Below are 18,596 nucleotides of genomic sequence, written 5' to 3'. Positions count from 1 at the left end.
CCACACCCCGCTCGAACAAGCTTCGGGCGGTTTTTTAATGCTTTTGAATCGTCTGAAGCATGTGCGATCGCGTTTTTCCCGCATTTGGAACTGGATTTTGAACAGTCGAGAACTCTAGAATGGACTGAGAAGTGATTAGCGATCGACCAAAGCAGAGGGGAACCCAAGCCATGATTAGCTGCCTCGATGCTGCTCAATACTTCATTGCCCGAGCCTATGAAGATGGCTTGGAAGTCGATATAACCAATATGAAGGTGCAAAAGCTGCTCTATTACGCCCAGAGCTTGCACCTGGCTTTGTATGATCAACCGCTCTTTGCTGAAGAGATTCAAGCATGGCGATATGGGCCCGTTTGCCCACCTGCCTATCGATTTTATAGTGACTTTGAAGCCCAGCAATTGCCATTTCCTGAGCGAAAAAAGCTATCTCATCTTTCAAAAGAAATCCAATCGGTTCTCGATGAGGTTTGGGATCACTTTGGTAACTATCATGCCTACCGATTGAGTGATATGAGTCATGGTGAATTTCCTTGGCAGAAGGCTCGTCGAGGACTGCCTGCGGAAGCGAGCTCAACACAACCCATTTCACTGAATGATCTCAAAGCATTAGGTGATCAAAAATTAGAGCAAATTGAGCGATCATCGCCAGTTTATGATGCGGCGATGACCCAGATGCTCCATACATCCTTAACAAATCCACCCACCGCTACGATTGAGAAAGGAGCAGTGAATGACTGGCTTAACTCCCTTCTCGATTGAGAGTTCTGAGCAATTTCAGCGCTCTTTTAAAAAGTTGGTTAAGGCTACAGGTCAAGTGATGGTCAGTCAGATGACCTTCATATTAGAACAGTTGATGGATGATCCTCATCCACCAAGTTCTCGCCAAGAACCATTACCTAGTCGCTTCCGGTTGCCTGATAACTGGACGTTTCACAAACTGGAGCTGAAAGTAGGGCGCGGGGCATCTGGCCAGATTCGCTTAATGTATCTTGTGGACGCTGAAGCACGAATTATTCGGTTGGTGTGGCTATATAGCCATGAGCAGTTTGCTAAACGTCCATCAGATCCTGACTTGAGAAATGTTTTAAAAGCAGTTATTGATTGATCTGGTCTTCCTAGATTCTCCTTCGACTTCTAAATTGATATGGGTCACTCTCTATAGGCAATAAAAATCCCCGATCGCCCTGATGGGGCAAACGGGGAAGAAGCAAAGTTGCTGAGGAGAAAACTGAAAAATTGTCGCGCCTATTCGTCGTCGTGGGCGTAGCGATTGAATAGGTAATCGAGGGCGTAGTTCCGCAGATCGTAGTAGCGCGGATCTTCCATGATCAGATCGCGATCGCGCGGGCGATCGAACGGAATTTCCATCACTTCCCCAATTTTTGCGGAAGGGCCGTTGGTCATCATCACCAACTTATCGGCCAAGAAGAGCGCCTCATCAATGTCGTGGGTGATCATCAACACCGTGCAGCGGCGACCACTCCAAATTTTCAGCAATTCCTCTTGGAGTTCTTCCTTGGTGATCGCATCCAGCGCACCAAAGGGTTCATCGAGAATCAACACTTCCGGTTGAATAGAAAGGGCGCGGGCGATCGAAACCCGCTGCTTCATACCCCCGGAAATTTGCGGTGGCTTCTTTTCCATGGCTTCGCTGAGACCCACCATGGCCAGGTTGTCGCGAGCCATAGCACGCTTTTCCCGTTCAGGTTTTTCGGGAAACACCGCATCGATCGCTAGATAGACGTTTTCAAACACCGTCAACCAGGGCAATAGGGCGTAGTTTTGGAACACCACCATTCGATCGGGCCCGGGCTTTTTGATGTCTTGACCCTTGAGGCGCACCGTGCCGTGGGTGGGCTGGGCAAACCCAGAAACCATGCTCAACAGGGTCGATTTCCCGCAACCGGAGTGACCGATTACGCAGATAAATTCACCCTCATTAACGGTGAGGTTCACCCCATCCAAAACGACGTAGGGGCCTTTGCCGGTGGGGTAGGTTTTGTTAACCCCTTTGAACTCTAGAAAGGGCGTGCCGGAAGACTGGAGCGGCGCAACTTTTTGAGCGCTGTTGGTGGCGATCGACATCCTAAAAACCTCCGACGAATCGGTTAATTCGGATTGCAAACTGAAGCGATGTTTCTCTGTAGGGGCGCACCGCCGTGCGCCCTCTTCGGAATTTAGGCAGCCAAGATGCGTGGCGGATCGAGGTGAACTTCGGCGATCGAGATGTTGGCCTTAATCGCCAGACTGTTCAGGTAGCTGATCGGGTCTTCCGCGTCGAAGGCCGAGCCATCAAACAGTTCGATCGCCCCGCGCCGGAACTTCTCATCCAGCAAGCCCAGCTCCCGGGCGGCGATGCTGTAGGTGGTTGGGCGCACCACCCGCTCCAGCACTTCCAGCCAGTTGCGCGGGAAGGGCACATCGCCCCAGCGAGCCATCTGCGCCATCATCCACAGGTGTTCCGTGCGGCTGGGACGGTTGGCCCCTTCGCCATAGAACCAGTGGTGGGCATATTCGATCGGGTTGCCCAGGTCGCAGGTCAGCTCCTTTGGATCGCCCAGGTGGATGTATTCCTCGCGGGTGCCCACATAGGCGCGATCGCTCAGGATTTTGCGGACTTCCAAGTGGTTCGCCGGGTCGGAGCAGTAGCGGCAGGCATCCAGCAGCGCCTTCACCAGGGCCACGTGGGTGTTGGGGTAGGCGTTGGCCCAGTCCTCGCGCACGCCCAGGACTTTGCCGGGGTGTCCTTGCCAGATTTCCAGGTCGGTGGCGATCGTCACGCCCACGCCTTCCATGGCGGCCCGCAGGTTCCAGGGCGAACCGACGCAATAGCCGTCAATGCTGCCCGCTTTCAAATCCACCACCATTTGGGCCGGCGGAATCGTTTCCAAATGCACATCATGATCGGGATCAATTTCGTTGGCTGCTAGCCAATAACGCAGCAGCAAATTGTGCATGGAAGAGGGGTGAACCATCCCCAAAATGTGGGATTTACCCGGCGTTTCCCGCAGCAGCTTTTTGAAGTCGGCGGCGGTTTGGACACCCGCATCAAACAGCTTTTTGGAAAGGGTGACGGCGTTTCCGTTGCGGCTCATGGTCAGGGAAGTGACCGTGGGCAAGGGGCGATCCTCATGGCCGCCAACGGTTAACCAAATTGGCATCCCCGAGGGCATTTGGGCCGCGTCGATGTAGCCACCGGCAATCCCATCTACGATGCCGCGCCAACTGGTTTCCCGCACCAGGTTGACTTCATCAAGACCATATTTTTCAAAGAAGCCCTTTTCTTTGGCCACAGCCAGGGGAGCGCAGGCGGTGAGGGGCACAAAGCCGATTTCCAAATTGACTTTTTCCAAGCCATGTTTGGCGACCACTTCCACCTTGCGGGCGCGGATCTTCTTCACCCGTTTCTGTTGGTTTAGGAAGTAGATCATTTCCGATCGCAGCTTGTAGTAGCTGGGGTGTTCCACCACTTCCATCCGCTTGCGAGGGCGGGGAATATCCACTTCCAAAATTTGCCCAATCTTGGAGCCGGGGCCGTTGGTGAGCATCACGATTCGATCGCTCAACAACACCGCCTCATCCACATCGTGAGTCACCATCACGGCGGTGACTTGGTTTTCCTCGCAAATTTGCATCAGCTTTTCTTGCAAATTGCCGCGAGTCAAGGCATCAAGCGCACCAAAGGGTTCATCCAACAGCAACAGCTTGGGCTTGAGTGCCAAGGCACGGGCGATCGCCACCCGTTGTTTCATCCCGCCGGACAGTTGACCGGGGCGCTTTTCGGCGGCTTGTTTCAAACCCACCATATCAATGTGGGTTTGCACCATCGCATCGCGCTCGGCCTTGGGCAAATCACCCATCACTTCATCGACAGCCAGGGCGATGTTTTCGCGGGCGGTCAACCAGGGCAGCAGCGAATAGTTTTGGAACACCACCATTCGATCGGGCCCGGGTTTTTTAATCCGTTGCCCTTCCAGGGTGACGAGGCCATCGGTGGGAAAGTCCAACCCGGAAATCATGTTCAGCAGGGTGGATTTGCCACAGCCGGAGTGACCAATCAGGGAAACGAATTCACCCTTTTTAATCGTCAGGTCAATGCCCTTGAGGGCGAGGTATTCACCTTGGTTGAGGGGAAAGACTTTTTCGAGATTCTCGATCGCAACGAATGCACTCATGGGGCAATCCTCTAAAAACCAGCGGAGGGAATAGGTAGGGGCGCAACGCTTGCGCCCTTTGAAACTGGCGATTTACCGATTTATTCCGGCAGGATCAGGGTTTGGATGTAGGCAACAGCGCGATCGAGAATCAAGCCCACAGCTCCGATGTAAACCACGCCCAGAATGATTTCGCTGACGTAGTTTTGCTGATAAGCATCCCAGATGAAGAATCCGATACCCAATGTGCCACCAATCACGATTTCAGCCGCAATAATTGCCAACCAAGACAGACCGATCGCAATCCGCAAACCCGTGAAGATATAGGGCAGGGCCGAGGGGAACAGAATCTTGAAGAAGAAGGTTTTTTGCTTGAGTTGCAACACCTGTTTGACGTTGATGTAGTCCTGGGGAATTTGCTTCACACCCACCGTGGTGTTAATCAAAATCGGCCAAACAGCGGTCACAAAAATCACGAAGATTGCCGAAATTTCCGGTTGTTGGAACGTCACCAGGGCGATCGGTACCCACGCCAGCGGTGCAATCATCCGCAAGAACTGAAAAACCGGATCCAGTGCCTTATCAATGGCCGGTGAAAGACCCACTAAAATCCCCAATGAAATGCCCACGACCGAGGCGATCGCATAACCCTGGGCCACGCGCACCAGGCTCGCCATCGTTTGCCAAAACAGACCCTTATCCAACCCGCCGCGATCGTAGAAGGGATAGAGCAGCAGGGTGCGGGTGCGCTCGTCGGTAAACACGCTCAGGGGGCCGGGCAACCGGGTCACACCCGACCAAGCAATCAGTTGCCAGATGGTCAGGAATCCTAAAATCCCGATCGCAGGTAATAGGATCGTGCTGCCATTTTTCTTCAGCCATTGGTCAAAGGCGGAGGGCTTGGAAATGCCGTTCGATCGAGATACAGAAGGTGCCATGGTGATGTTCTCTCGAAAGTCGAAGAAAGAAGTTGAATGAAGCAGAATTCAACCAATTGGGTGTGTGAGTCGTCCTGAAGGAGTTGGTTCCTTGGGAGCGAATTCCTAAGCCTTAATGGCCAAGCTCTTGAGGTAATCCTCGGGCTTTTCAGGATCAAACTTGATGCCGTCGAAGAAGGTTTCTACCCCACGGGAAGGGCTGCTGGGCACATCGGTAATCCCTGCTTCCTTCGCAGCTTCCAGCCAAATGCTGTCGCGATTGACTCGCTCAACCAAATCCTTAGCCTTGGCGATTGTGAAACCGTAATCCTTGTGGAAGCCCCAACGAATAGTTTCCGTGAGGAACCAAAGATCATGGCTCTTGTAGGGATAGGAAACGCTCCCGATCGGGTCTTTCCAATAGAGCGGGCCCTTGTTGAAATCGTTGATGTCCGGCTTGCCATCTCCCATGGCATATTTGCCTGAGAAAGGCGGCTCCAGAATGTTGGCAGGAATGTTGAAATAGTTCCGACCGGAAACAATTTTCACCAATTCTGCGCGGTTTTCGGGCTTGTCGCACCATTGCTGGGCTTCCATGATTCCCTTCAGCAATGCCTTGGTGGCCTTGGGGTTGGCATCCACCCAATCTGCCCGCATCGCGAAATATTCTTCGGGATGGTAGGGCCACATTTCGGTGACCAAACAAGACATAAACCCAATCTTGTCGTTGACAATTCGATAGGGCCAGGGGTCACCGGTACTGAAGGCATCCATCGTCCCGATCCGCATCCCTTGTACGGTTTCTGGCGGGGGAACAGCCAGCAGGTCGATGTCTTTGTTGGGGTCAATTCCACCGGCTGCAAACCAATAGCGGATCCAGAAATCTTGGTTTACGTTGGGAAAGGTGTGGGCTGCTTTGAATTTGCGACCATTAGCCTTGGCATAGTCCTTGATGTAGGCCTGAGCACCTTTGAGATCTAAGCCCAATCCTTTGCCGGCATTTTTGCCAGAAACAGCGATGCCATTGGCGTTGGTTACCAGTTGAGCCAACACATACATGGGCACTTTTTTGCCGTTGGTGATGATGCCCTCGGTGATTAAGTGGGGCATGGGCATTTGCCACTGACCCCCATCAACCCCACCCGCTTGGGAACCGATCACCACGTTGTCGCGAGCGGCGGCCCAGTTGGCTTGCTTGGACACCTCCACTTCGGTCATGCCGTACTTGGCGAAAAAGCCTTTTTCCTTGGCAATGATCAGGGGAACAGATTCGGCGATCGGGATGTAACTCAGCTTGGCTTTGGTGACTTCCGGGGTGGTTTCCGGGGTCAAGGCTGCGGGGCTACCGGTGCTGGCGGGCGATCCTCCGGCGGGACTAGCGGCAGTGCCACCGGGTTCTGGGGGATTTCCCAAACATCCTTTTAAAAGAATGGAGCCTGCGGCGGAGGCTCCAGCGGTCAATAGAAAGCGACGACGCGAAAATCCGAACTCATCAGACATGGCGCTAGCAACCTTAAGTGAAAGTTGAGCACGACAAACCGGGCGATCGGGGGGTCGCTAAATTTGTCATGAGTTGTGAAAAAGCTGATCGCTAAGAGCCAAGAAAATTTAAATCGGAGCTTGATGATAGGGGCTGAATCCCGCTTGTCAAGCGCCTTCCCGCTTTAGCAACTTCAGACATGCTAAAGGTTCTTTCATAAAAAGTCTAGATACTTGATCGACTTGGGAATAACAAAAACTAAATTGTCTTCATAAGCTTCTCTTTATGATTCTTTTGTTGAGAACAAGTTTTGATTATCTTGATTAGCTCTCACAATCTAAGATTTCACAGATTTCACAAGTTGACTAATCGATCGAGTCAGGCTGCTTTATGGATATCCCGGCCGATGCTTTGCCCGCCCCGATCGATCAGCCGCTCCACAAGGGCGGGGCTTTAAACCCATTTTTTTGGTAAAGTCTGGGCAAGCTCCATGATTAAGGTGGCCAAGATTAAGGTGGCTAATTAAGGGTCACTGGTTGTTTGGGGCGATCGCCGCTGGCAACCAAGCTGCCTTGGAACGAATGTTGATGAGTGTGTTGATGGGTAGTTTGCTGCGGCAGCAGTTGTTGTTGTTATAAGGATCCCGGGCCGATGCCGAGAACACCTGATGAGTTTGCGGTGCATATCCTGTTGGCGGGCGGTCACCGCGAGGAAGTTCGCTTCCGCACGATTCAAGACTTCCAAAAGTGGTACAGCACGGACTTGGTTCCGAAGCAGGACTCTTCGGCCTTCATTAGTGTGCCGATCCAAAATCTCCAGGGTGAATATATGGTGGTGCGGCCATCGCAGGTGTTAGGTATCCGGGTGGAACCGGTGTTTAACTCCAGCATTGATCGATCGTTTTAAGGATGCCTGGGATGCCAAAGCTGCTCCTTTGTGGGTCTCTTCGATCGACTAGGAGTTCTTAAGCAGTCGCTTCAGGGGCGATCGGGGTTGAACGGTGGTTGGCCATTGGTCTCAAAACTGGTGTGGCGATGCAATGGGGCGATCGAGGAAGCAATTCCCCGATCGGGGCTTGCGCGATCACCCGCCAGTCTGATAGCAATAGTCCGTCGATCCCCAACCCGATCGCCTCTGAGCCGATCGCTGTCGCCCCATGCCGATCGGGGATCGCGATTGCTCCTCACCGCTTCACCCCAACCACCCCCATGAGTCTGAAAGATTCCCTGAAAGATCTCCTGTGCCATCGCTTCCGCCATCGCTCCGATCAATCCGATCAATCTGAGCTAAGGGCTAAGTTCGATCACCTGGCCACCAATCGCCGTTCTGGCCATCATGCCGCTCCCAAGTTTAGTTACTGGGGGGCGGTTTTTAGTCTGAGTTCTCTTTTGGGTTCTGTGGCGTTGAGCGGCTCCACCTTCAGCGGCTCTCCGGCCTTGGCCCAGCGGTCTACTCCGCCGCCTCTGCACCAGGGAGAAACCCCCCTTTCGCCAGCGGAACAGCGGATTCCCCTGCGGCCGGTACAGGCGCGATCGATTGCGGGTCTGTTGGGTTTAGATGAGCAACTGTTCGGCCAATCAGGCGATCGCCGTAACCTGTTGCAATCGATCGACCACAGCTTGCGCTATTTGCAATCGCCAGCGGCCGCCACGGCTTACCAAAACTATCCCGTCGCTGGCATCACGCGCGATCGGGTGTTGCGGAGTGTGCGGCGGTTTCGGCAACTGGTGACCCAGGCGCGATCGGCCCGCGAGTTGGCCACCTTGGTCGATCGGGAATTTACGCTCTACCAATCGATCGGGCGGGATGGCAACGGTGATGTTTTCTTCACGGGCTATTACGAACCGATTTATCGCGCCAGCCGCACCCCCTCCGCCACCTATCGCTATCCGATTTATCGGGAGCCGGCCGACTTGGCCAGTTGGCGCACCCCCATGCCCACCCGCGAAGTCTTGGAAGGAAAAGACGGCCAAGGCACCAACAGCCCCCTGCGTGGCCAGGAAATTGCTTGGTTGAGCGATCGCCTAGAAGCCTTTTTGGTGCATATCCAAGGTTCGGCCCGGCTGCAATTGCCCGATGGCAACGTGATCACCGTCGGCTATGCCAACCACAACGGCTATGGCTACACCAGCGTGGGCCGCGAGCTGGCCAAAGATGGCAAGCTGCCCTTTGAAGGGTTGACCCTGCCGGTGATGATTCGCTATTTCCGCCAAAATCCCCAGGAATTGGATAACTACTTGCCCCGCAATACGCGGTTTATCTTCTTCCGGGAAACCTTTGGCGCGCCGGCCACAGGAACCTTGGGTTTACCCGTTACGCCTGATCGCTCGATCGCCACCGATCGCTCCCTGATGCCCCCCGGAGCCTTGGCTTTGGTCAACGCAACGCTGCCCTATGCCAGCGCGGACGGGCGCGTGGTGAATCGCAACGTCAGCCGGTTTGTGTTGGATCAAGACACCGGCAGCGCCATGATTGGCCCCGGCCGAGCCGACTACTTCATGGGCACGGGCCCGATCGCCGGGAATCGAGCCGGGGTCACCGGGTCGCGCGGCCGGCTCTACTACCTGTTGCTGAGAAATTAGTTGCTGAGAAACTAGTTGCTGAGAAATTAGTTGCTGAAAAATCAGTTGCTAAGGAATTAGTTGCTGAAAAATCAGTTGCTGAAAAATTAGCAATTGTCCGTAAGCAGTTGGCAACCATTCGGAGATCGGCCATGAGCAACCAAGGGCTGAATGGGGCAGGGCCCCTGTCCCACGAACAGGTCACCCAATGGATTGGGGAAATTCAAGCCCTCAAACAACAGGTGACCGACCTGAAACGCGATCGGGATGCGGCCTACCAGGCCGCCGACGCTTGGCAAGCCCGTTACACCACGGAAGCCCAACAACGCCGAGCCGATCGGGAACAGTTTCAGCAACAACAGACCCGGCTGCAAGGGGAAGTCGATCGGCTGCGGGGCAATCCCGATGCAGTGCTGGACGGGTGGGAACCGCTGGGAGAGGCTGCCAGCGTTGGGGCCGCCCTGCCCGCCAGCACTCCGGCCACCCTGGCCGAGGCTCAAATTGAATGTCGGCAACTGCGCGAGCAACTGGCACAACTGGTACGACAACTCCAGGCAGAACGAGAAGCCCACGATCGCACTCGACGGGATTTGACCACGGCCCTGGGCGATGCGATCGATGCCTTGGAACGGGAACGGCAGCGCTAAAAAGAGTCTGATTCAGAAACAAAAGTTCAGAAGCAAAAGTTCAGAAGCAAAAGTTCAGAAGCAAAAGTTCAGAGACAAAACGGGAGCCTTGAGCGTGCAAACGGCTTGGATTGTGGGATTGGGTAAATCTGGAGTGGCGGCGGCGCAACTGTTGGCGGCCCAAGGCTGGCGGGTGACCGTGAGCGATCGGGGAACGGGCGATCGCCTGGCCCCGATCGAAGCCACACTCACCCAGTTGGGCATCCAAGTCCGATTGGGCGACACCTTCAACCCCGACCCGATCGAGCCGCAACCGGATTTAGTGGTGGTCAGTCCCGGCGTGCCTTGGGATAGCCCCGGGGTGGCCCGGGCCCGGGCGCTCGGCATCGACACGATCGGGGAAATGGAGTTGGCTTGGCGCAACCTGCAACAGACCCCTTGGGTGGCCATCACCGGCACTAACGGCAAAACCACCACCACCGCCCTCACGGCCGCCATCTTTCAAGCGGCCGGCCGAAAAGCGCCCGCTTGCGGCAACATTGGAGCCGCCGCCTGTGGCTTGGCCTTGCCGGAAGCCAACCCGATCGATTGGGTGATTGCTGAAGTCAGCAGCTACCAAATTGAGTCCTCCCAAAACCTGGCCCCCAAAATCGGCATTTGGACCACCTTCACCCCCGATCACTTGGCTCGCCACTACAGCCTAGACAACTACTTCAGCATCAAAGCCAGCCTGATCGATCGAGCGGCCCTGCAAATTTTGAATGGTGACGATCCGGCCCTGCGGGCCCAGGCGATCGCCCCCTATCCCAACGCCATTTGGACGAGTGTGGCCGGGCGTGACCAGTTGCCCGCCAACCCCGATCGGGGGGCTTGGGTCGAAGACGGTTGGGCCGTGGTGGCTGGCCAAGCGATCGTGCCCGTGAGCGCCCTGGCCATGACCGGCCGCCACAACCAACAAAACCTGCTGATGGCCGTGGCTGCGGCCCACTATGCGGGCATTGCCCCGGAAACCATTGCCCAAGCGGTGCGCGATTTTCCCGGCGTGCCCCATCGTCTGGAGCGGGTGGGCAGTTGGCAAGGCATCGACTTCATCAACGACAGCAAAGCCACCAATTACGATGCGGCGGAAGTGGGGCTGAAGGCGGTGGCCCAACCGGCGATCCTAATTGCGGGCGGCGAGGCCAAAGAAGGGGACGATCGCGCCTGGATTTCGGCCATTCAGTCCCGAGCCGCCGCCGTTTTGCTGATTGGCAGCGCGGCCGAAACCTTCCAAGCCAATCTGCAAGCGGCTGGCTATGGGGCTACGGAAATTGTGGAAACGCTCGATCGGGCAGTGCCTCGGGCCGCCGAGTTGGCCAAAGCACACGAGGCCCCGATCGTCTTGTTGTCGCCTGCCTGTGCCAGCTTTGACCAGTTCCCAAATTTTGAAGTTCGGGGCGATCATTTCCGCCAATGTTGTCTCGATTGGATTGCCCAACAAAGCTAAGGCAAACTGAGCCAAAATTGAAAGGTGAAAATTTCCAGGTCAGCGCTGGGAAATCTAATGCTTTTTCGGAGTCGGTTGCACCGTTGTTATGCTGCCTCCAACACTAGCCTCCAACACTAGCCACGAAAGTTCAAAGAGGTGGCAAATATGGCTTTTTTAACTCTTGAAGTATCGCTGGATATCTTAAAACAAGCGATCGTGGCTTTGTCCCCGGATGATCAGGCAGAGCTACGAGCCTGGCTGAATCAAGATCCGCCACTTTTGACAGATATGGGCCCTGAGCGATCGCCCAAATCAACAGGGCGATCAATTTGGGAAGCTCTGCAAACAATTGGCGCGTGGGTTGGTGATGATTTGGATGAGTGTTTACAGCAAGTTCGCGCTAATCGCAGCGCAGCTCAGTTTGACTGGCAGCCCAATCCCTTTGATTCAATTCTGTAATTCTTGACGTTTGCTTTAGGGTTGCTGTGATCATCCATAAGTCCCAGAAGGAGAATTCTCTTTTTGGGGCTTTCACTTTTTTGCTAATTTGGGATGTAAAGTGCTTAAATCATGGATCTAGAAAACTGCGCTTGAGTTCGGAAATTCTCAAAACAAGCTCATCAACCTAATCAGGAGGAAGCAATGGCTTTTTTACTTGACACAAATCATTGCAGCAAAATAATTCGCAGAGATAGCCGTGTCCTAAGTCATCTTCAAAGCCTTGACCAAGATACCGTTGCAACTTGCGCCATTGTTCGTGGAGAGCTGATTTATATGGTTGCCAATTCAAAATATAAATCCGAAAATCAGATAATAGTTCAAAGGTTCCTAAGCTCTATTCATGTCTATGAGATCAACTCGGACGTGGCTGATACTTATGGAGTGCTTAAGGCAAGAATCATTGAAAAATTGAGACCTAAAGATCAAAGAAAGCGTCAAAAGAATATTTTTCGCGATTCAGGTTTTAGTGACAATGACTTATGGATTGCTGCAACTGCAATCACTCATCAATTAGTTCTAGTGTCGGCAGATGATGACTTTCTCCGAATGCAGGAAGTTATTGACCTCCAAGTAGAAAACTGGCTTTAATCATCTCAGTACAAGTTAGACTTTAGCCAGAACATGTTTACTCAGAGCGCTTGGTTTTTGCGATGAATTAGCGCTCTGTGAGTTTTGACCCTAATCTGGAAGCATCAATGGCTTTCTTATGCTACTGATTCGCTCGATCGACCCCCAGGCGATCGAGCGCCCAGGGCCCGACGATCGCTTCACCTTGTTGTTCTTTTTCTGCCAATTCCAAATTCAGCGCCAACAGTTTTTCTAAAATGTCGTCGCTGGCTTTGAATCCGTAGGCTTTCAGCACCGCCTTATCAAGTTTGGCGTGGAGTTTGGCGAGGCCGCTGGCGGGTTCGTGGAAATAGCCGTTATAGAGCTGGGTGATGCCCCATTGGCGTTGTTCCATGATTTGGGTGCGGTAATCGTGCAAATCCTGGGCAATTTGCCGAATGTCGTTGATGATTTTTTGGCTCGGTTTTTGGGGAAATGGAAAGGTTTCAAAACAAGTGTTATGGGTATAAGCCGTATCAGCCTTAAGGGTTGAAGCTTGCACAGAAACCCAAGCACGATGAGTAGAAGAAAGCAAAATCCCTAAAATATATCGATCATCGGAAGCCACAACAGTTGATTTATCACCAGGTAACCATTCTTGAGGGAAGTCTACAAAAATTGCCCATTTAGAAACCCTAGGAACAGCAAAGTAACAAGATAGAGGTTTAAGTGCCGCTCTCATTGCTGGACGTTTTTCGCCATACTGCCACCAATTTTCACGAGTGACGGTACGCCGGTTTCGATCTCGCTCAGGCTTGACAAGTTTCTTGACGTGATCAAACGGTTGAACATATTCCGATGCAGAATCAAAGCTTAGATCATTGAAATCAATGATCCAACGTTCTGGTTTTCCATGAGGATTTTTGGCTAAATTTGCTCCCATTGAAAAGAGCTTCAGAACTTCAGCATTCTTAGGATTGGCCTTGATCCACTCCTTAACCTGATCCTCAGTGACAATAAAACCTTTACCAACTGGAATCACACCTTGAAAGCACCAATTTAAATTTGCTTGCAAGCGAGCAGCAATGGTTACATCCAAAGTTGCCTTCAGTGAAGTATTAATGGTTTCGACTAGTACCTCATCCAACGAAAGCTGATACGGTTCTAAGATTGGCTCCTTGACCCAATTCACAATGCTGACATGCACATTCGCTTCACCCGACCAGGGCTGCGTGGAAACAGCACTATGAATCACACCACCATTTCGAGCAATGTAGTCCAATGAAGCAGCGCGGCTTTTGCCTTGGGAAATAGAGTTCGTAGCGACTAATCCAGCCCGACCGCCATCGGGCAATGCATCATGAGCCAACCGAAACCAATAGCTACAAAAATCAACGGAATCTTTGACTTCTGGAAACCGAGCAAAGACCCGATCGATATATTTGTCACCCAAATTCAATCGCAGATGTTTACCACCTAAAAAGGGTGGGTTGCCGATGATCGCATCTGCTTGGGGCCAGGGCTTGAACAGCGCATCTTGGCGCACAATGTTTTGATCCAATGTGTCCAAAGGCAGGGCTTCTTCCTTGATTTGGAGCCGATCGATTGCTACTTTTCGGGCGATCGTCATCGTCACCTGCGCCAACTGCACCGCAAAGGAATTCGTATCAATCCCAAAAAATTGCAGCGGACTCACCGACCTCAGCGGTATTTGCACCGACTGCTTCAGATCACAGATGCGATCGAGAATCACCTTCTCCAGATCCTTCATTTCCTGATAGGCCACGTAGAGAAAATTTCCCGACCCACAAGCCGGATCAAGCACCCGATACTCGATTAATTCCTGGTGCAATTTCTCAAAATCGTTCACCGTTTTAGCTGTTTCGATCTTCGCTTCCCAATAGTGCGAAATCGTCGGCCGCACGATTTTCATAATGTCAATTTCTGACGTGAAATGCATTCCATGGGCCCGCCGCTCATCACCATTCGCCGTGCCCTCAAAAATGCTGCCAAAAATCGCCGGTCGAATCTGGCTCCAATCCTCTTGGGCCGCAACCTTCAGAATTTCTAGCTCCTTCGAGTTCAGCTCGATCGGCAACACCTTGGCAAACAAACCACCGTTGAAATAGCCCACCCCCTGAAACCGACCCGCAGGAGCTATATGATTCCGATTCATTTCATCAAATAGCGCACCGAGAATCTGATAAGAACTCTCACCTTCTAAACAGTCCAAAACGCAGCGCGTAAACAAATCCGACGGCAACAGCCCCCGATCTTCCGCGAACATTGCCAAAACGCACTGCAACACAAACCGCTGAATATCAATCGGTTTAAAATTTCCGAATTTGGTGCAAAGTCGCTTCTCTAAGTCTCGATAAAGCTGCCCCATCCGCATGGCAGCTTCTTGGGTAATTTCCTGTTGATTGTTGTTAAAAACCGGCTTTGTTTCACCCGGCTTCATGAACGCAAATGCACTCGATCGCTGGCTGAGATCTGCCAAAGCAATCCGATCGACCGGCTCATCAATTTGCGTATCGAAATCGTAAATCCAAAACCAATCGAAATTGCACAACACCACGTAGCGCGGCCGGTTTGGAACCAGGCGCTCCCAATAGGTGAAGGCTTGGCGGCGATGTTTTTCTAGGGGTTCACCGCGCTTTTTCATTTCAAACAGCACCCCCGGCCGGGGCGGTTTGTCGCTCGATCGCCACACCAAATCCGCAAAGCCTGTGTGGCCGCTGGCGCTGCCCTTGGCCACCCGCGTTTCAAACACCGCCCCCGCCGCGATCGCGTCCGCATAGCCAAAGGCCGCAAAAAAGCGATTCAAAAAGGTTTGGGCCTCGCCTTTTTCATCGCCTCGAAAAACTTTTGCTGCTTCCGAAAAGGCCAACAACGGAGCCGGATCAATCAAAGCCATAGGGGCAAAGCCATGGGAAATGTGCGATCGAACTGCTCCCTATTGTCGGGCCAAATGCTGAGTTCAAGGCCTCGTTCAAGATCGAAGCCGCCGCAGTTAATGCCAATCTCGAATTCGATCGCCCGTTAATTCCGTTACCGACGACAACACAACATCTGCGCCATTGGCCTTCAAAGTGGCAGTGTAGCGATCGCGCGTGGCCGAATCAACCAGGGCATGGGGCGGCAAAATGCCCACCGCAATCCAACGGCGATCGGGGGCGATTTTGCGCGCATTCAGCACCGTTTGCATGTCCGCCGCCGTGTCGCCCGCATAAATCACCGGCAGTTGCAACCCGGCCGGTTCCAGGCGATCGACCACCATTTGCAAGCCCGTGGGGTCAGGTTTTTCCGGCGCATCATTCATGGCCACCAACACCGGATCGATTAGCCCCACCCGCTGAGTTAAAACAAAATTGGCTGAGGCCGGTGTTGCGCCGCTAAAAAATCCCCAGCCCGTTTGGGCCGCGGTGAGCTGTTCAAAATAGGCGCGATCGACCAGCAGCGGTTCATCGCAAATGTAGCCCGTCCAACTGCTGGGATCTTCGGGATTGGGGCCGCGATATCGCTGTTGGAAAAACAAGACCAATTCGTCATAGTTCAGGGCCAATTCTGCGCGCGATCGCCCCTGACTTTCCCAAAAGCGATAGACAAATTCCTGAGAGGCTAACCAATCGTTATTCCAAGATCCTTCGGCTTTAATCGCGTCAATGTCCGCCATCGTTGGGCGAAATTGGCCATCGGTGAAGGCTTCCACCGTGTCCGCCAAGGCGCGGCGGTAGGACTGGCCCACATCCCGAATTACGCCATCAATGTCAAAAACCGCGATCGCCTGGAGAGAATTGGAAGTCATGGAAAGGGTCAATCAACAGAATAATCTGCAATCCTGTTTCAACAGCCGCAACCATATCATGGCGACATCGTGGCGATCTGGGGGCCTGTGGCGATGACCCGATCGCTGCTAATTGCGGAAAGGCGATCGTCAACCGCCCCCTTGCGGTACGATAGACTGCTGTGCTGTCGTCAGTTGCGATCGCCCTGGACGAGTTGAAGACCCGCTGGAGTCGCGTAAATTTCGTCTGAAGATCCCGACTGGCCGAACCCTTGCCAAATACCCGTAGCAGTCGATCTTGGAGGCATCAGCTTGTCGAAGTTTATTTTAAAGGTTCTCTGGCTTGAAGAAAACGTCGCTTTGGCGGTGGATCAAGTTGTGGGCAAAGGAACCAGCCCGCTGACGGCCTATTTCTTCTGGCCGCGGAACGATGCGTGGGAACAACTGAAGTCGGAGCTGGAATCCAAGCATTGGATTTCGGAGTCCGATCGGGTGGAATTGTTGAACCGCGCCACGGAAATTATCAACTACTGGCAAGAAGAAGGCCGCAAGCGTCCTCTGGCCGAAGCCCAAGACAAATTTCCCGATTTGGTGTTCACGGGCAGCAACTAGTGAGCAATGGGGGGCGATCGGGCTGCAAAGCTGTCGATCAATCCCCGTTGAATCGCTGTTTTCGATCAGCGCGGTGGCCTTGGGGCGATCGCGCTTGATTTTTGGCTGAATTGGGTTTGGATGCAGTTTGAATTCCGTCGGGCTTAACCGGCTGTTCACCTCGATCGGCTAGGGTGAACGCAGCATTGACCCCATCAGCCCGGTAGTAGCGCGGTTAGGCCAAAGTACGCCACAGATGGGCGCACGGCGGTCACTGGCTTCAACTTAACGAAATTGTCGTTCTAGCGACTCCCGGGTTGCCCTCACCCCAACCCCTCTCCCAGAGCGGGAGAGGGGCTATTCTGACTCCCCTTCTCCCGACTTGGGAGAAGGGGCTGGGGGATGAGGGAATCAGCCATTTTCGCGGTTAAAACAGCTTAAGTTGAAGCGAATGACGGCGGTGCGCCCCTACGAAATGTGCTTGATCGCCATTTCAAACCGCCATTTCCAATCGTTTGATCATCTTCAGTCCTGCAATTCTCATCACGTCCCATGTATTTCCCTCCTGAATGGCACGAACACGCGGCGGTTTGGTTGGCTTGGCCCAGCCATCCCGATTTGTGGCTCGATGCCTATCGCGATGTGCAATCGGAGGTGTTGGGTCTGGCGCGGGCGATCGCCGATTGCGACCCCGCCACTGGCCAGCCGCGTGGGGAAGCGCTGCACGTGCTCGCCTGCGGTTCGGCCCAGGTGGCGGAAGCCCAAGCCGCCCTGGAACCCTTGGGAGCCACAATTTACGACGAACCCTTTGGGGATATTTGGTTGCGGGACACGGGGCCGCTGTTTTTGCGCGACAGTTTGGGGGAACCGGTGGCGATCGGGTTTCGGTTCAATGGTTGGGGTGGCAAATATCTGCTCGATCATGACGACTCGGTGGCGGAACGGATCGCCCTCCAATCGGGCGTGGACTTTTTGCCCCATTCTTGGACGTTGGAAGGCGGGGCGATCGACCACGACGGCGAAGGCACGCTGCTAACTACCCGCCAATGCTTGCTGAACCCCAACCGCAACCCCGACCTCTCCCAAGCGGACATCGAAGCCAAGCTGAAATCCAACTTGGGCATTGAGCAAATCATTTGGCTGGGCGATGGGCTGCAAAACGACCACACCGATGGCCACGTGGACAATTTGGCGCGGTTTGTGGCTTCGGGGACGGTGGTGTGCATGGAACCCAGCGGCCCCGATGACCCCAACCGGGAGGCGCTCCTAGAGGCGATCGCCACGTTGAAGGCGGCACGGGATGCCAAGGGCCGGGCAATCAAGGTGTTGACCATCCCATCACCGGGTCGCGTGGAAGATGAGGAGGGCGAGCTGATGGCCGCCAGCTATGTCAATTTCTATATCAGCAATACGCGGGTGATTGTGCCCCAATACGGTTCGCCCTTTGATGGGGCAGCGGTGGCGGCTTTGCAGGCGATCGCCCAGGATTTGCGAGATATTTGGGGCGATCGGGAAGTAATCGGTTTGCCCGCCAAAAATATCCTGCAAGGGGGTGGCTCGTTCCACTGCATTTCCCAACAGCAACCCCGCTAGCGATCGCGATTTGGAATCGTTCTATGCTCGATCGCCCAATTACCCATCAGGTTGCTCCTAAAGCTCTCCCAATTGAAATTCCTGAACTGGCCATTCAGGATTTTTGTCAGCGTCACCACATTCAAGTGTTAGCGCTCTTTGGTTCTGTTCTGCGCGAAGATTTCCGAGATGATAGCGATGTGGATATTTTGGTGCAGTTTTTACCGGGTAAAACACCAGGGTTCCAAATTGTGACGATGCAGGATGAACTGACTCAGCTCTTTGGAAAAGTTGTTGATTTGCGAACACCGGCAGAACTCAGCCGATATTTTCGCGATCGCGTTTTATCTGAAGCCTATATTCTCTACAAACTCAGATAGCAAGTTTAGATTTA

The 18,596-nt window shown here is 53.5% G+C and carries 17 protein-coding genes; 11 read left to right on the top strand and 6 right to left on the bottom strand.

All coding sequences use genetic code 11. The features are described 5' to 3' along the window. The first annotated feature begins 170 nt into the window (after window positions 1-170). Window positions 171-758 carry a Panacea domain-containing protein gene (locus H6G53_RS10045; RefSeq protein WP_190532534.1) on the top strand — a complete coding sequence of 196 codons (588 nt, stop codon included), beginning with the start codon at window positions 171-173 and terminating at the stop codon, window positions 756-758. Beyond that, entirely contained in the window at window positions 730-1,104 is a 375-nt protein-coding gene (locus H6G53_RS10040; RefSeq protein ID WP_190354030.1) for a hypothetical protein, read from the top strand. Before H6G53_RS10045 ends, H6G53_RS10040 begins: the two co-directional genes overlap by 29 nt. A gap of 140 nt (window positions 1,105-1,244) precedes the next feature. Here the strand turns inward: H6G53_RS10040 and H6G53_RS10035 are convergent, their stop codons facing one another. From H6G53_RS10035 to H6G53_RS10020, 4 genes are all read right to left on the bottom strand, one after another. After that, entirely contained in the window at window positions 1,245-2,084 is an 840-nt protein-coding gene (locus H6G53_RS10035) for a nitrate ABC transporter ATP-binding protein (RefSeq protein WP_099531717.1), read from the bottom strand. Between the two features lie 92 nt (window positions 2,085-2,176). Beyond that, window positions 2,177-4,174: a nitrate ABC transporter ATP-binding protein gene (locus H6G53_RS10030; RefSeq protein WP_190529083.1), complete on the bottom strand. Its 1,998-nt coding sequence runs from the start codon at window positions 4,172-4,174 to the stop codon at window positions 2,177-2,179. Between the two features lie 80 nt (window positions 4,175-4,254). After that, complete coding sequence (gene ntrB / locus H6G53_RS10025; protein WP_099531719.1) at window positions 4,255-5,091, bottom strand: nitrate ABC transporter permease; 837 nt, start codon at window positions 5,089-5,091, stop codon at window positions 4,255-4,257. Window positions 5,092-5,196: 105 nt separating this feature from the next. Continuing rightward, on the bottom strand, window positions 5,197-6,570 hold the full coding sequence (locus H6G53_RS10020; RefSeq protein WP_190532531.1) for a CmpA/NrtA family ABC transporter substrate-binding protein: 1,374 nt from the start codon (window positions 6,568-6,570) through the stop codon (window positions 5,197-5,199). A gap of 631 nt (window positions 6,571-7,201) precedes the next feature. On the opposite strand from H6G53_RS10020, the gene H6G53_RS10015 reads away from it, so the two are divergent. The 6 genes from H6G53_RS10015 (at window position 7,202) to H6G53_RS09990 (ending at window position 12,294) form a co-directional block, all read left to right on the top strand. Next, entirely contained in the window at window positions 7,202-7,456 is a 255-nt protein-coding gene (locus tag H6G53_RS10015; protein ID WP_099531721.1) for a hypothetical protein, read from the top strand. Window positions 7,457-7,926: 470 nt separating this feature from the next. Next, a complete protein-coding gene (locus H6G53_RS10010) occupies window positions 7,927-9,132 on the top strand; it encodes a murein transglycosylase A (RefSeq protein WP_370567809.1) in 1,206 nt (401 codons plus the stop codon). A gap of 131 nt (window positions 9,133-9,263) precedes the next feature. After that, window positions 9,264-9,758 (top strand): hypothetical protein, encoded by a 495-nt coding sequence (locus H6G53_RS10005; RefSeq protein WP_190532527.1) that lies wholly within the window; start codon window positions 9,264-9,266, stop codon window positions 9,756-9,758. Window positions 9,759-9,852: 94 nt separating this feature from the next. Further along, window positions 9,853-11,223 carry a UDP-N-acetylmuramoyl-L-alanine--D-glutamate ligase gene (murD, locus tag H6G53_RS10000; RefSeq protein WP_190532524.1) on the top strand — a complete coding sequence of 457 codons (1,371 nt, stop codon included), beginning with the start codon at window positions 9,853-9,855 and terminating at the stop codon, window positions 11,221-11,223. Window positions 11,224-11,370: 147 nt separating this feature from the next. Continuing rightward, window positions 11,371-11,664 carry a hypothetical protein gene (locus H6G53_RS09995; protein ID WP_190532521.1) on the top strand — a complete coding sequence of 98 codons (294 nt, stop codon included), beginning with the start codon at window positions 11,371-11,373 and terminating at the stop codon, window positions 11,662-11,664. 183 nt (window positions 11,665-11,847) lie between these two features. Continuing rightward, complete coding sequence (locus tag H6G53_RS09990) at window positions 11,848-12,294, top strand: type II toxin-antitoxin system VapC family toxin (protein ID WP_190532519.1); 447 nt, start codon at window positions 11,848-11,850, stop codon at window positions 12,292-12,294. A gap of 121 nt (window positions 12,295-12,415) precedes the next feature. Here H6G53_RS09990 and H6G53_RS09985 read toward each other — a convergent pair whose 3' ends face one another. Beyond that, window positions 12,416-15,169: a DNA methyltransferase gene (locus tag H6G53_RS09985; protein ID WP_190532516.1), complete on the bottom strand. Its 2,754-nt coding sequence runs from the start codon at window positions 15,167-15,169 to the stop codon at window positions 12,416-12,418. 96 nt (window positions 15,170-15,265) lie between these two features. Then, entirely contained in the window at window positions 15,266-16,060 is a 795-nt protein-coding gene (locus tag H6G53_RS09980; RefSeq protein ID WP_190532513.1) for a TIGR01548 family HAD-type hydrolase, read from the bottom strand. A gap of 291 nt (window positions 16,061-16,351) precedes the next feature. On the opposite strand from H6G53_RS09980, the gene H6G53_RS09975 reads away from it, so the two are divergent. From H6G53_RS09975 to H6G53_RS09965, 3 genes are all read left to right on the top strand, one after another. After that, the gene (locus H6G53_RS09975) at window positions 16,352-16,651 is read left to right on the top strand and encodes a 30S ribosomal protein PSRP-3 (RefSeq protein WP_099531728.1); all 300 of its coding nucleotides are present in this window, start codon (window positions 16,352-16,354) and stop codon (window positions 16,649-16,651) included. Window positions 16,652-17,182: 531 nt separating this feature from the next. Beyond that, entirely contained in the window at window positions 17,183-18,223 is a 1,041-nt protein-coding gene (locus H6G53_RS09970; protein ID WP_190532510.1) for an agmatine deiminase family protein, read from the top strand. A gap of 23 nt (window positions 18,224-18,246) precedes the next feature. After that, window positions 18,247-18,582, top strand: coding sequence for a nucleotidyltransferase family protein (locus H6G53_RS09965; protein ID WP_190532508.1), 336 nt, complete (start codon window positions 18,247-18,249; stop codon window positions 18,580-18,582). Window positions 18,583-18,596 lie beyond the last annotated feature (14 nt).

The organism is Limnothrix sp. FACHB-406 (assembly GCF_014698235.1).
Lineage (GTDB): Bacteria > Cyanobacteriota > Cyanobacteriia > CACIAM-69d > CACIAM-69d > CACIAM-69d.
The sequence above is the reverse complement of the archived record's forward strand: the minus strand, read 5'-3'. Positions and strand labels throughout refer to the sequence as shown.

Excerpts from the sequence above, each read along its gene's own strand:
- H6G53_RS10015 (WP_099531721.1), top strand. The coding sequence starts at position 7,202 with ATGCCGAGAACACCTGATGAGTTTGCGGTGCATATCCTGTTGGCGGGC.
- H6G53_RS10045 (WP_190532534.1), top strand. The coding sequence starts at position 171 with ATGATTAGCTGCCTCGATGCTGCTCAATACTTCATTGCCCGAGCCTAT.
- H6G53_RS09965 (WP_190532508.1), top strand. The coding sequence starts at position 18,247 with ATGCTCGATCGCCCAATTACCCATCAGGTTGCTCCTAAAGCTCTCCCA.
- H6G53_RS10035 (WP_099531717.1), bottom strand. The coding sequence starts at position 2,084 with ATGTCGATCGCCACCAACAGCGCTCAAAAAGTTGCGCCGCTCCAGTCT.
- ntrB (WP_099531719.1), bottom strand. The coding sequence starts at position 5,091 with ATGGCACCTTCTGTATCTCGATCGAACGGCATTTCCAAGCCCTCCGCC.
- H6G53_RS09970 (WP_190532510.1), top strand. The coding sequence starts at position 17,183 with ATGTATTTCCCTCCTGAATGGCACGAACACGCGGCGGTTTGGTTGGCT.
- H6G53_RS09985 (WP_190532516.1), bottom strand. The coding sequence starts at position 15,169 with ATGGCTTTGATTGATCCGGCTCCGTTGTTGGCCTTTTCGGAAGCAGCA.
- H6G53_RS09980 (WP_190532513.1), bottom strand. The coding sequence starts at position 16,060 with ATGACTTCCAATTCTCTCCAGGCGATCGCGGTTTTTGACATTGATGGC.
- H6G53_RS10040 (WP_190354030.1), top strand. The coding sequence starts at position 730 with ATGACTGGCTTAACTCCCTTCTCGATTGAGAGTTCTGAGCAATTTCAG.
- H6G53_RS10020 (WP_190532531.1), bottom strand. The coding sequence starts at position 6,570 with ATGTCTGATGAGTTCGGATTTTCGCGTCGTCGCTTTCTATTGACCGCT.
- H6G53_RS10030 (WP_190529083.1), bottom strand. The coding sequence starts at position 4,174 with ATGAGTGCATTCGTTGCGATCGAGAATCTCGAAAAAGTCTTTCCCCTC.
- H6G53_RS09995 (WP_190532521.1), top strand. The coding sequence starts at position 11,371 with ATGGCTTTTTTAACTCTTGAAGTATCGCTGGATATCTTAAAACAAGCG.
- H6G53_RS09990 (WP_190532519.1), top strand. The coding sequence starts at position 11,848 with ATGGCTTTTTTACTTGACACAAATCATTGCAGCAAAATAATTCGCAGA.
- H6G53_RS10005 (WP_190532527.1), top strand. The coding sequence starts at position 9,264 with ATGAGCAACCAAGGGCTGAATGGGGCAGGGCCCCTGTCCCACGAACAG.